Origin of the sequence: Micromonospora sp. NPDC049230, from assembly GCF_040647875.1 — a bacterium.
Lineage (GTDB): Bacteria > Actinomycetota > Actinomycetes > Mycobacteriales > Micromonosporaceae > Micromonospora.
In genome coordinates, this window is sequence record NZ_JBEZCZ010000049.1 from 1 (window position 1) to 12,980 (window position 12,980).

General features: G+C 71.3%; 8 protein-coding genes. 3 read left to right on the forward strand and 5 right to left on the reverse strand.

The features are described from left to right. Window positions 1-725: 725 nt before the first annotated feature. Complete coding sequence (locus AB0A95_RS29760; protein WP_357559042.1) at window positions 726-2,603, reverse strand: Xaa-Pro dipeptidyl-peptidase; 1,878 nt, start codon at window positions 2,601-2,603, stop codon at window positions 726-728. A 329-nt stretch (window positions 2,604-2,932) separates the two neighbouring features. Here AB0A95_RS29760 and AB0A95_RS29765 point away from each other — a divergent pair, with 329 nt between their 5' ends. Beyond that, window positions 2,933-6,286 carry a S8 family serine peptidase gene (locus AB0A95_RS29765; protein WP_357559043.1) on the forward strand — a complete coding sequence of 1,118 codons (3,354 nt, stop codon included), beginning with the start codon at window positions 2,933-2,935 and terminating at the stop codon, window positions 6,284-6,286. Between the two features lie 96 nt (window positions 6,287-6,382). Here AB0A95_RS29765 and AB0A95_RS29770 read toward each other — a convergent pair whose 3' ends face one another. The 4 genes from AB0A95_RS29770 to AB0A95_RS29785 all read right to left on the reverse strand — a co-directional run bounded on the left by AB0A95_RS29770 (window position 6,383) and on the right by AB0A95_RS29785 (window position 9,677). Then, a complete protein-coding gene (locus tag AB0A95_RS29770; protein ID WP_357559044.1) occupies window positions 6,383-6,883 on the reverse strand; it encodes a DUF2231 domain-containing protein in 501 nt (166 codons plus the stop codon). A gap of 60 nt (window positions 6,884-6,943) precedes the next feature. Further along, a complete protein-coding gene (locus AB0A95_RS29775) occupies window positions 6,944-8,197 on the reverse strand; it encodes an SGNH/GDSL hydrolase family protein (protein WP_357559045.1) in 1,254 nt (417 codons plus the stop codon). A gap of 119 nt (window positions 8,198-8,316) precedes the next feature. Continuing rightward, window positions 8,317-8,775, reverse strand: coding sequence for an SEC-C domain-containing protein (locus AB0A95_RS29780; RefSeq protein ID WP_357559046.1), 459 nt, complete (start codon window positions 8,773-8,775; stop codon window positions 8,317-8,319). 71 nt (window positions 8,776-8,846) lie between these two features. Beyond that, window positions 8,847-9,677 carry an NAD(P)H-binding protein gene (locus tag AB0A95_RS29785; protein ID WP_357559047.1) on the reverse strand — a complete coding sequence of 277 codons (831 nt, stop codon included), beginning with the start codon at window positions 9,675-9,677 and terminating at the stop codon, window positions 8,847-8,849. Window positions 9,678-9,780: 103 nt separating this feature from the next. Here AB0A95_RS29785 and AB0A95_RS29790 point away from each other — a divergent pair, with 103 nt between their 5' ends. Then, window positions 9,781-10,707 carry an AraC family transcriptional regulator gene (locus AB0A95_RS29790; RefSeq protein ID WP_357559048.1) on the forward strand — a complete coding sequence of 309 codons (927 nt, stop codon included), beginning with the start codon at window positions 9,781-9,783 and terminating at the stop codon, window positions 10,705-10,707. Window positions 10,708-10,787: 80 nt separating this feature from the next. Beyond that, the gene (locus tag AB0A95_RS29795) at window positions 10,788-12,857 is read left to right on the forward strand and encodes a phosphocholine-specific phospholipase C (RefSeq protein WP_357559049.1); all 2,070 of its coding nucleotides are present in this window, start codon (window positions 10,788-10,790) and stop codon (window positions 12,855-12,857) included. Window positions 12,858-12,980 lie beyond the last annotated feature (123 nt).

Here is a 12,980-nt window from a genome sequence, read left to right on the forward strand (position 1 = left end):
GATGGCGCCGCCGGTGAAGGCGAGGCCAGCGGCGGTCAGGGCGGTCTTGCGGATCAGATCGGTACGCATGATGGCGTGCTCCTCTGCATCGGGGGTGTGCCCGCGCGGCACTCAACGGGGGTCAGTGCGACAGTGCGGGGAAGTTCGAGGGGTTGTTCTTGCCCGGTGACCCGCGGAGGGGGTCGGCGTCGGGACAGGCTCCAACCGTTCGCGGTGGCACATCATTCCGCCTACCGGGGGTCGGCCGTTGTCGTGCTCGGCCGTTCGGGGGTGTAACCGGGGCGGCCTGGCGGGTGTTCCCGGCGGCTGTCTCCGGCCGGAGGATCTGGCGGCGTTCCCGGCGGGGCCCGCACACCACGACCCCGACTGTTGCGGTGGTCTGCCAGGTATAACGACCCGGCCCGGCCCACGATTCCGCCGCCGGGGTGGCTCTGACCACCCGACGTGTCGCCACGAACCGGACAAAACACCCACCCGGCTCGGTCCAGTATCCGGACACGGCGGCCGAAGCGGGCTGATCGACTCGGGTTCCTGAAAGTCGCGGTGTCCGGGTGTCGGGGATACCCCGACTTCATGAAAGCCGAGTGGATCACGCCGCCGCGTGGCAGGTGGCGGTGCCTGCGCGGCAGCACGCGCGGTAGCTGCGGCGGTGAAGTGGTCCCGACGTGCCGGTGGGACAGCCCGAACTCGGCGGACTGCCCCGCCCGGACTGCCCCACCAGATACTCAGAAGCCGAGGACGCTCCGCCCGCCGACCACCGGAAGTCGCAGCTCACTGTCGTTCGGCGCGACCCGCAGCGTGGTGCCGCCCAGCGGCAGCAGTGTGTACTCCTGGTCGCTGGAGAAGACGACCACGCCGATCCGGTGCCCGGCGGGAAAGACGTAGTCCTTCGGTTCCATGGTCCACCGGTAGTCGTACAGCTTGCCCTGCCTGACCGGCTCGGTGCGGGCGGCGCTCTTGCGGTTCTGGGGGTCCATCCAGCCCCGGGTCACCACGGTCGGGGCGGCGGTCGACCCGGCCGGGCCGTAGTCGACCAGGTACGCGGTGAGGTTCGCGTCCGGCCGGTTGTCGATCGCCATCCGCAGTCGCATCTCCGGACGGCCGGAGATGCGCACGTCGCGCGTCAGCTCGGGGGAGCGGTAGGCGAGTCGGTTGGCGCTCGCCGCGTCCGGGTTGGCGACCAGCGTGTCCGGGTGGATCGTCCGGCCCTCGTCGACGAAGCTCTGCTCGACAGTGGCCTTCGGCGGCTTGCCGGTGGTGAGCGCGCCGGGTGCGGTGACGTCGTTGGCCGCGAAGCGCAGGCCGACCTCGCGTGCGGCCGGGTCGGGCCAGTTGGCGTACGTGGTGTAGGCCCGGTCCTCGCGCTGGAGCACCGCCGTCGGCTCGTCCATGATGCCGTTGCGCACGTTCCACAGCCAGAAGTCGAACCAGCGGTTCTCGGTCTGCTTGTAGGTCCACGTCTGGCCGCTCGGCAGGGTCACCGACGCGCTGCTGCCCGGGCCGCCGTGGCCGCCCTGGTGCAGCCAGATCTTGCGCGGCACGTCGCGCCTGGCGAGTTGGTCCCACCAGCCGGCGAAGTGCTCGGTCTTCACGTTCCAGTCGTTGAGGCCGTGCACGACGAACACGCTGGCCTTGACGTTCCGGGCGTCGAGGTAGTCGCGGTCGCGCCAGAAGTCCGAGTAGTCGCCGGTGACCCGGTCCTGCTTACGGGTGATCGTCGCGAGTTCGTCGGCGCAGGGCCCCTCGGCCCGTGCCTGCCCGGCGGTGTACTGGGCCAGGATGTCGAGGTCCTCGCCCTGGAACGTGCCGGGGGCGACCACCAGGCCATTGGCCCGGTAGTAGTCGTACCAGCTGCTGATCGCGGAGACCGGCACGATGGTCTTGAGCCCCTTGACCCCGGTGGTGGCCACCTGGTTGGGCAGCGTCCCGTTGTAGGAGACACCTGTCATGCCGACCGCACCGGTGGTCCAGCCGGCGGTGATCGGGGCGCCGTTCGCGTCGTATCCCTTCGCCCGGCCGTTGAGCCAGTCGATGACCGCCTTGGTGCCGAGCGTCTCGGCCTGGTCGCCGCTGGTCGGGCAGCCGTCCGAGTCGCCGGTGCCGACGCTCTGGCCGAGCACCACCGCGTACCCGCGGGGCACGTAGTAGTCGTCGAGTGAGCCGGGCAGGTTGGCCTTCGCCCGGGCGCGCTGGGCGCCCGCGTCGAGACCCAGACGCCCGGCCCGGTCGGTCCGGCCGTTCTGCGGCAGGTCGTCGACCAGGACGCTCGGGTACGGGACGTCACCCCAGGTGCCCTTGCGGTACGGGCTGTGCTCGAAGATGACAGGCACCTTGAAGCCCTGCGTGGCGGTCTCCCGGGGGCGGGAGATGTCGATCGCCACCCGGTCGGGTCGACCGTCGTGATCGGTGTCGACAGGGGTCTGCACGAACACCCGTTCCTCGATCGCGTCGGCGAGCGAGAACACCGGTTGGGTCATGCCGTCACTGACCACGATGCCGGTGGGCGTCGTGGGCGGGGCCGCGGTCGCCGTCGGGGCTGCGGTCAGGACCAGGGCGCCGGACACACCGACGCTCAGTAGTGCCAGATGGCGGGGTCGACGCACGCGCGTCTCCCTTCGGTTGGGCTGGTCGCCGGGTCTCGGCAGGGGCCAATCTCGAAGATCCATTCGTGGCCATGCTAGGTCCGGGCTCGGGTGCCGTCGATGCCTTCGGGCAGGGATGTGCCCTTTATTCACAATGTGCTGTTCTGGAGGAGGTGGACGGCAATCGAAACGTCATCGAACCGGGCCGGGCGGTGACACGCCGCGGAAATCCGGGCCACAGCAGCGGAAAAACCCGTCGTCGAACACCTCCGAAGAGCACACGATCATGCATATGATCTTGCGGGAAGCGCCCGAAGAGGCGCTTTCGTCCACATAAGACGAGGAGCACCATGCTCAGGAAAACACGGTGGTTGTTGGCCGTCGCCGTCACGGCCACGACACTGACCGCCCTACCGGGCGGCACCGCCACCGCTGGATCCAGCGGCATCGGCCGGACCGGCGCACCCGCCACCTCGGCCGACGGCAAGACGCACACCGTCACCCTGCTGACCGGTGACGTGGTGACCGTTCGCGGCACCGGCCCGGGATGCCCGCAGGCCACGGTCCGGCCGGCCGACGAGAACGCGATGATCCGCCAGACCTGCGGCCCCGACGGGCACCTGCACGTCATCCCCGCCCGCGTCGCGTCCCAGATCGGCTCGGTCCTCGACCCCGACCTCTTCGACGTCACCACGCTGATCGCCGACGGGTACGACGACGACAACTCCGCCGAGCTGCCGCTCATCGTGCAGCCCGCCACCGCCTCCGCCCGGGTCGCCGCGCTCGGTGCCGTCCTGCCGTTGCCCAGCATCGGCGCGGTGGCCGGCCGCGTACCCAAGAAGAGCCCGGCCACCGCGAAGCTGGCGACCAACTCGCTGACCGCCGGCGCGAAGAGGGTCTGGCTCGACCGCAGGGTCCGCGCCACCGCGCTGACCGGCGGCGCACCGCGCGGCGACCTCGACCGCAACCTCAGCCAGATCGCCGCACCGCAGGCCTGGAAGTCCGGCTACACCGGCGCCGGCGTCCGGGTCGCGGTGCTCGACACCGGTGCCGACTTCACCCACCCGGACCTGGCCGGCCGGGTCGCCGACCGGTCCGACTTCACCGCCGAGGGCGGTGACGCCGTCGACCACAACGGCCACGGTACGCACGTCGCCTCGACCATCGCCGGCACCGGCGCTGCCGCACACGGCCAGCGTCGCGGTGTCGCACCCGATGCGAAGCTGGTGATCGGCAAGGTTCTCGACGACCACGGCTCCGGCGCGGACTCCGGGATCATCGCCGGCATGGAGTGGGCCGCCGCCCGAGCCGATGTCATCAACATGAGCCTCGGCGGCAGCGAGGCCGACGACGGCACCGACCCGCTGTCGCTCGCCGTCGACGCGCTGAGCAAGTCCACAGGTGTCCTCTTCATCGTCGCCGCCGGCAACAACGGCGGGGCCATCTCCTCACCAGCCTCCGCCGCCAGCGCGCTGACCGTCGGCGCCGTGGACCGCGACGACCGGCTCGCCGACTTCTCCAGCCGTGGACCGCTTGTCACCAGCCACGTGGCCAAGCCCGAGCTTGTCGCACCCGGTGTCGACATCGTCGCCGCGCGGGCCGCCGGCACGAACCTCCAGGACCCGATCGACAGGTACTACGAGGCCATCAGCGGCACCTCGATGGCCAGCCCGCACGTGGCGGGCGCCGCCGCGCTGCTCGCCCAGCGGCACCCGGACTGGACCGGTACGCAGCTCAAGGCGGCCCTGGTCGGCGCCGCCGACCCGCTGACCGGCATCGACGCGTACGCCGTCGGTGCCGGCCGGCTCAACGCGGCCCGGGCCCTCGGCGGCCCGACCAGCAACCAGCCGGTGGTCAACCTCGGCACGTTCGCGTACCCGCAGTCCGGCACCAGCGAGACGAAGCTGAGCTGGACCGGCGCGGCCACCCCGGCGACGACGGTCCTCGACCTCGACGTGGCGATCGTCAACCACGACGGTCAGCGGGTGCCGCGCGGCGCGGCGTCGCTGTCGACGAACCGGGTGACTGTCAGGCGCGGCAGCACCGCCGAAGCGACAGTGCGGATCAACCGCGCGGCGCTGGCCGCCCGGCCCGGCTTCTACCTGGCCACCGTCACCGCCCGCACCGCCGGCCGCAAGCTCGTCTCGACGACCCCGGTGAGCTTCTACGTCGAGCAGCCCAGCTACGACCTGACGATCCACACGAAGCCGCTGCCCGGCCTCAGGGACGGCGCGGAGAGCTGGCTCAACCTCATGGTCACCAACCTCACCGACCCGGTGATCTACTACGGTGGCGCGGGCGGCACGCCCGGAGACACGTTCACGCTGCGCGTTCCGGCGGGCCGGTACTCGGTGCTCGGCGCCGCGATCGCCTACTACGTCGACAGCGACGTGCTGGAGACGACGCTCAACGGCGAGGCCGACCTGGACGTGCGCGGTCCGCGGAGCCTGACGTTCGACCCGGCGCGCGCCAAGCCGGTGACGGCCACTGTCGACGGAGTCGCCACCACACCCACCCGGACCGACCTCACCAACGTGCAGACCGCGGCGAACGGCCTGTCCTGGTGGCACCAGACCAGCGGGTACGGGACCGCGACCACCGTCCGCGCCACCGCGCTGGCGAAGCCGGGCGTCGGCTCCCGGCGCACCTGGGCGGCCGTCAACCTGAACTCGCCGGCCGGCACCGCCAAGCCGTACCGCTACAACCTGGTGCACGAGTACCCGAACGGCGTGGTGACCGACCCCGCCTTCCGGGTGACCAGGGCCGAGCAGGCCAAGCTGGCCCGGATCGACGAGCGCTTCCACCAGACGGATTCGCCGGAGATGTTCACCCAGCTGGTCCGTACCGGCATGACCCGCGACGGGGTGGCGGTGACCCAGACCCACGAGGGAAACCTGCCCCCGCAACGGACCGACTACCTCTCGCCCGACATCCTCTGGGCCGACCAGGGCGTCTACGGCGGGCTGGCGGCGGACGAGGCACCCCGCAGCTACCAGCCGGGCAGTCAGCAGACCAAGATCTGGGCCCGTCAGCCCCTGCACTCCGGCTGGTACGACGACCCGGCCGGCACCGGCTGGAGCTGCGCCACCCCGCCGTCGCGGACCCGGGGCAACCTGCACATCGATTTGGTGTCGCTGACCGACAAGCACCAGCGGGCCGACTGCCTGTACGGCGAGGCGATCGGCGTGAAGCGCAAACTGTCGCTGTACCGCGACGGCAGGCTCGTCGATGAGCGGTCCGGCCCGTTCGGCGACTTCAGCGTCCCGCAGTCGATGGCCGACTACCGGGTGACCCTCGACATCGACACGAGCCTGATCCTGCCGATCTCGACAAGGGTCAACACCTCGTGGACGTTCCGGTCCGCCGGCCCGGACGGGACCGGGAGCGTGGCGTTGCCGCTGCTCGCTGTCGACTACGCCCTGCCGATGGACCACAACAACCACCCGGTCGACGGCACCGCCGAGTTGACAGTTCGGCAGGCGCACGGTGTCAAGCCGCAGAGGGTGACGTCGTTCCAGGTCTGGACCTCGACGAATGACGGTGCCACCTGGGCGTCGGCCCGGGTCACCGCCAGCGGCGACGGCTACCGGGTCGCCCTGCCGAAGGCCACCGCCGGGCAGGCCGTCTCGCTGCGGGTGAAGGCCGCCGCGAACGGCGGTAGCGGCATCGACCAGACCATCATCCGGGCGTACAACGCCGGCTGACGGTCGACGCGGTGGTGCGGCCCGGCCCCGGTCGGACCGCACCACCGTTCTGTGTCGCGGTGTCCTGGCGAGTACGCGACGAGGGGCCCTGAGGGGTCACTGACCCTCCCAGACCGCCTTCGCGCCGGAGTCGCCGGTGCGGACCACGTAATAGACGACGATGCCGGCGGCCACCACCGACAGCACCCGCAACGCCACCGTCAGCGCCCGACCCGGTCGCCCGTCGTCGGTGGCGCTCGTCTCGGCGGCGCGCGGCGGGACGATCCGGACCAGTGCCAGCGCCACGACCGCCAACCCGACGGTCGCCCAGAACGTGATGTCGCCGAACTCCTGGTGCGCCTCGATCTTCGGGAGGAACTCGGGGGTTATCCGGTTGGCGGCACGCATGCGCTCGAAGAAGGCGTCCCCGGAGAGCTTCGCCAGCAGGGCGGCGACCGGCGCACCCACGGCGAGCAGCCCCAACACCCAGCGGGTGTGTGGCCGGATCGGCGCGACGAGCGCGTAGCCGACCGTCAGGAGGGCCAGCAGCGGAACGAACACCACGGCGGCGTGCAGCACCAGAGGGTGGGCGGGGAGGCCCATGAACTCCTCGAACATCGGCGTCTCCTCCGGAGGCATCGGGTGGACGTCGATCGTCCAGAGATGGACGGTAGCGGTTCAGCGGTCGCAGCGCAGGACGGCCAGGTCGACGGCGTCGGCCATCGCCCGCATGCCCCGGTCGTTCGGGTGGAGGTGATCCCCGCTGTCGAAGAGCGGCAGGAGCGCCCGCGGGTCGTCCGGGTTGCGGGTGACAGTGTCGAAGTCGACAACGGCGTCGAACACGCCGCTGTGCCTGATCCAGTCGTTGACGCCCTGGCGCACGGCCTCACCGGCGGCGTCGTACTCGGGCCAGCCCCGGTAGGGCATGACCGTGGAGCCGACGACGCACCGGCCCGCCGCGTGCGCCCGGTCGACCAACTGCCGGTAGCCGTCGGTCAGGGCGTCCACAGTGACGCCGGTGTGGGCCTTGATGTCGTTGATGCCCTCGTGCACGAAGACCGTGTCGACCCCGGGGTGGGAGAGCACGTCACTGTCGAACCGGCGCAGCGCGGCCGGCCCGGCCCCGCCGGCGAGCACCTTGTTGCCGGAGATGCCCTCGTTGGCCACCCCCTTCACCGGGCTGTCGGGGGCGGCCTGGAGTCGCCGGGACAGGTGGTCGGGCCACCGCCCGTTCGTGTCCGTGCGGAGGGCGAACCCGTCGGTGATGGAGTCGCCGAGGGTGACCACCGAGCTGATCGCCGTGGACGTCCGCACGCTGACGGCGTCCAACCAGTACCAGGACTTCAGCGTGTCGGTCCAGTTGGTCGCCGCCTCCTCGGCGGCGTGATCACCCGCTGCCGCGTACGAGGTCTGCAGGGCCAGGGGATGCCCACTCCTCATGCCCACCGCGCCGGTGACGTGGAGGCTGACGACGAGATCGCTCTCGGCGGCCAACTCGCCAGGCAGCGGGTCGCTGAGGATCATCTCGCCGGCCGGCACGGTGACCGAGGCCTGCCCGCCGAACGTCAGTGGGCGGTTGCTGCCCTGGACCAGCTCCGCACCCTGCCGCTGCAACCCCGCGTAGGCGCTGGTGAAGGTGACCGGGTGCTCCCCGAAGGCGTTGGTCAGCCGGATCCGCAGGGCGTCCCCACCGACGCTGGTACGGACGACGAGCCGGTAACTGCGCTCGACCGGCCCGGCGCCCAGCCGGTCGGCGCTCGCGGTCCAGGTGACCGCGAAGTGCCGTGGATCCGCGCTCACCGCCGGGGCCGGGTCGTGCGGCGTCGGCACCCGCGCCAGGGCCGCGGCCGGGTCGTGCCGCGCCCGCGCCATCTGCACCACCAGGGGTACGCAGAGCGCCGTGAGTAGCGCCGCGACGCTGGACGCAGTCACCCGACGCACGGACCAGGCCCCCATCAGAAATCTCGCACAGCTGACCCGACCACGGACGAGATTATGTCGTAGTCGGGCCGGCGCCGATGACCCCACCGGGCCCAACGCGTCGTCAGCGGCTATCGGGAGCGCGGCAGACAGTCCTTCTTGTACTTCAGGCCCGAGCCGCACCAGCAGGCGTCGTTGCGCTCCGGGGGCCAGGGGATCCGCGCGCTGGGTCGCGCCGACACCTCGGCCGCGTAGCCCGCCCGCACCGTCGCGTCGGTGGGGTCGCCGTCGGATCGACCGGCGAACGCGGTCAACCCGTCCACCGTGGCGCGGAACACGCCCAGCCCGGCCTGACCGGCACCCCGGAGCCGGACCAACTCCGTCTCCAGCCGGCCCCGGTGCGCGTCCCAGTCCGGCCCGTACACCTCGGCCAGGGTCAGGGCGTCCCCGGCGTCGTCCGGATCCTCCAGCCGGCCCCGCTCCGCCGCCTGGGCGAGATCGGCGGCGACACCGAGCGGGTCGGCCGTCCCGAGCGCCGAGCGGCGAAGTTCGGCCAGGTCAGCCTTGGTGAGTACGTCTCTGGTCGGCACGATCTCACGGTACGTCGGGGTGCTCGGAGTATGCGGGCAGATCACCTGTTACGCCGCTCGCGTTCCCGCGGCTACGACCAGGCTCCGGCCGCCGCGGCCCGGGCGGCGTAGGTGCCGAAGTCGAGCGGGTCCCGTCCGAGAACCCGACGAACCCCGTCGGCCGGCTCGGCGAGATGCCCCGCCCGCATCCCGGCGAACAGGGTGTTCAGCGCCGTGGCGGCCTCCTCCGGATACCCCTCGGCGAGCAGTTCGGCCCGGTACTGCTCCGGGGTGAGTTCCACGTAGCGCATCGAACGCCCGGACGCCGCCGCGATCGTCGCCACCGCCTCGGCGAAGGTGAGCGCGCGCGGACCGGACAGGTCGTACACCTGTTCGTGGTGACCGGGTGAGGTCAGCAGCGTCGCGGCCACGTCGGCGATGTCCTGGGCGTCGACGAACGGTTCCGGGGTGTCGCCCATCGGCAGGGCCAGCCGACCGTCGAGCAGTGGTTGGTGAAACAGGTCCTCGCTGAAGTTCTGACTGAAGTTGTTCGGCCGGATGATCGTCCACGTGACGCCGGACTTCCGCACCGCCTCCTCCGCGGCGACCATGCCGGGGGAGAAGTCACCGACCCGGTCGATCCCGCGACCGGACAGCGCCACGAAACGGCCGACACCCGCGTCGACCGCCTGCGCCACGAAGCCGGCGGCCAGCCCGGGGTCCTCCGGAGCCAGCAGGTAGACCGCCGACACCCCCGCCAGGGCCGGGCCCCAGGTGGCCTGCCGCGACCAGTCGAACCGCACCTCACCGGAGCGGGAGGCGGCCCGGACCCGCTGACCCGCCGCCCGCAGCGTCCGCACCAGCCGACGACCGGTCTTACCGGTCCCGGCCAGCACGAGGATCGAACCCGCGTCTGTCGTCATGACCACGAGTCAACTCGGCCGGTCGCGGACGGTACATGTGCCGTCGTACACCGCGCATGTCCGATCGTCCGCGCCCGTCCATCGGCGATCTATCGTCGATGTCATGGACCCGTTCGACAGTCTGCTGCGGGGCGTGCACGCCGACGGTGCGGCCTTCGGTCGGTCGGTGCTGACGCCGCCGTCGGCGCTGCGGTTCACCGACGGCGCCCCACTGACGCTCTGCGTCCCCATGCGCGGCGAGGGGTGGATCTCCCACCCCGACAGCGACAAACCCCGCCTGGTCCGGGTCGGGGAGGCCGCGACGGTACGCGGCCCGGCGCCGTTCGTCTTCTCCGCCGAGCCGCGGTCGAGCTTCGAGCCCGGGGAGTTGCGCGACGTTCGGCGCGGCCACACCGGCACGCCCGACCCGGCGGGCGGGGATCAGGCTGATCGCCTGGTGCTCCTGGTCGGGGTGTACCACGTGCGGGGCCTGGTGCCCCAGCGGCTGCTGAGCGCGCTACCGCCGGTGCTCGTCGTCCCGGACGACCAGGACTGCACCCCGCTCCGCGACTACCTGGACGCACAACTCGACGCGGGGCGGCCCGGCCGGCAGGTCGTACTGGACCGTCTCCTGGACTGGTTGTTGGTGTGCACGGTGCGGGACTGGTTCGACAGGCCGGAGGCCGAGGCTCCCGGCTGGTACCGCGCGTTGGGCGACGACACGGTCGGCCCGGCACTGCGCGCCATGCACGACGCGCCGGGCCGGCCGTGGACCCTGGCCAGCCTGGCCGCGCAGGCGGGAGTATCCCGATCCACACTGGCCAAACGGTTCACCGCGCTGGTCGGTGAACCGCCGCTGACCTACCTGACCGACTGGCGCATGACCCTGGCCGCCGACATGCTTGCCGAATCCACGGCGACGGTCGCCGCCGTGGCGCGACACCTGGGGTACGCGGACGCCTTCGGCTTCAGCGCGGCCTTCAAACGGGTGCACGGGATGAGCCCGAGCGCGGCCCGCCGCCGGTCGTCGAGTGGTCGCAAAACCAACTAACTACGGCCATCTGCCGTCAACCCATCGCCGATAGCGTCCGGTCGCCAGTTACCTGAACAAAGGCAGACGATGGGGGAGTCATGGGCACGGTGGATCGACGTACCTTCCTCAAGGCGATGGGCGTTCCCGCGATCGGCGCGGCGCTCCCGCTGGACCTCAGCAAGGCGCTCGCCATCCCGGCGAACAACCGGACCGGCTCGATCAAGGACGTCGAGCACGTCATCATCCTGATGCAGGAGAACCGCTCCTTCGACCACTACTTCGGCACCATGCGCGGCGTACGCGGCTTCGGCGACCCCCATCCGGCGACACTGCCGTCCGGCAGGGACGTGTGGCACCAGCCCAACGGGGCCGACGAGCTGCTGCCCTTCCGCCCCGAGGTGCAGGATCTCGGCCAGACCTTCCTGCCGGACCCGCCGCACGGCTGGAACGACGGGCACGCCGCCTGGAACGACGGCCGGTTCGACAGGTGGGTGCCGAACAAGGGCGTCACCGCGATGACCTACCACACCCGGCAGGACCTGCCCTACCACTACGCGCTCGCCGACGCGTTCACCGTCTGCGACAGCTACCACTGCTCGCTGATGGGGCCGACCGACCCGAACCGCTATCACATGTGGAGCGGCTGGGTCGGCAACGACGGCCGGGGCGGCGGCCCGGTCATCACCAACGCGGAGGCCGGCTACGACTGGTCCACCTACCCGGAGCGGCTGGAGCGCAACGGCATCTCCTGGAAGATCTACCAGGACGTCGGCACCGGCCTCACCGCCGCCGGCTCCTGGGGGTGGACGAACGACCCGTACATCGGCAACTACGGCGACAACTCGCTGCTGTACTTCCACAAGTACCAGAACGCGCAGCCCGGAACGCCCCTCGCGGATCGCGCCAAGACCGGCACCGAGATCCGCACCCAGGGTCGCGACCCGGAGGCGCTGCTTGCCGACTTCCGCGCCGACGTCGAGGCGGGACGCCTGCCGGAGGTCTCCTGGATCACCGCGCCCGAGGCGTACACCGAGCACCCGAACTGGGGTCCGGCGTTCGGCGCCTGGTACATCTCGCAGGTCATCGACATCCTCGCGGCCAACCCCGAGGTGTGGAGCAAGATGGCGCTGTTCATCACGTACGACGAGGAGGGTGGCTTCTTCGACCACGTGGTCCCGCCGACGCCCCCGCAGACCCGCGAGCACGGGCAGTCGACAGTCCCCACCACCAACGAGATCTTCCCCGGCGACGCCGACCACCCGGCCGGGCCGTACGGCCTCGGCATCCGGGTGCCGATGGTCATCGTCTCGCCGTGGACGCGCGGCGGCTACGTCAACTCGCAGGTCTTCGACCACACCTCACTGATCAAGTTCCTGGAGGCCCGGTTCGGGCACGGCCGGCCGGACCTGATCGAGCAGAACATCACCCCGTGGCGACGCGCCGTCGTCGGCGACCTGACCACGGCCTTCGACTTCCGGCACCCGAACCGGTCGCGCGAGGTCAGGTTGCCCGACACCGACGACTTCAAGCCCGAGGACCTCATCCGGCACCCCGACGAGGTTCCGGTGCCGCCGGCGGACCAGCGGCTGCCGAAGCAGGAGCACGGGGTACGCCCGGCGCGGCCGATCCCGTACAGCCTGCACGCCGACGGGCGCCTCGGCGACGGCGCGTACCGGATCGACTTCCGCAACTCCGGCGGAGTCGCCGCGGTCTTCCAGGTCCGCCAGGCCGGCAGCGCGGACGCCCCGCGCAGCTACACCGTCGAGCCGGGCAAGCACCTGACCGACACCTGGCCGGTCACCTCCGGGTACGACCTGTCGGTGCGCGGACCCAACGGGTTCTTCCGCCGGTTCACCGCCGGTCGCTCGCACCTCGACGTCACCCCCTCCTCCGACGGGCGCGACTACCAGCTCAGCCTCACGGTCAAGAACCGCGGGTCGAGGCGGGTCGAGGTGACAGTCCGGGACGCGTACAACTCCCGCCCGGTGAAGCTGTCCCTGCGCCCCGGCGAGACCGAGCGCGCGACGTGGGCGCTCACCCGCACCCACGGCTGGTACGACCTGACGGTGCACGTCACGGGCGACACCGACTTCGCGTACCGCTGCGCTGGTCATGTCGAGAACGGCAGGGACAGCATCAGCGACCCGGCCCTCGGCGGGCTCGTCTGAGCGTTCGTCCCGCCGACGTCCGAGAGCCGCGGATCAGCCCGGCGATGTGGTGATGAGCGTGATGACGCACAGGCATCTTGATGCCGCACAGTCATCATGCTCACCACCGCGTCCGATCCCTCA

Bases quoted from the DNA above. Each gene is read 5' to 3' on its own strand.
- AB0A95_RS29790 (WP_357559048.1), top strand. From the start codon at position 9,781: ATGGACCCGTTCGACAGTCTGCTGCGGGGCGTGCACGCCGACGGTGCG.
- AB0A95_RS29785 (WP_357559047.1), bottom strand. From the start codon at position 9,677: ATGACGACAGACGCGGGTTCGATCCTCGTGCTGGCCGGGACCGGTAAG.
- AB0A95_RS29765 (WP_357559043.1), top strand. From the start codon at position 2,933: ATGCTCAGGAAAACACGGTGGTTGTTGGCCGTCGCCGTCACGGCCACG.
- AB0A95_RS29795 (WP_357559049.1), top strand. From the start codon at position 10,788: ATGGGCACGGTGGATCGACGTACCTTCCTCAAGGCGATGGGCGTTCCC.
- AB0A95_RS29770 (WP_357559044.1), bottom strand. From the start codon at position 6,883: ATGTTCGAGGAGTTCATGGGCCTCCCCGCCCACCCTCTGGTGCTGCAC.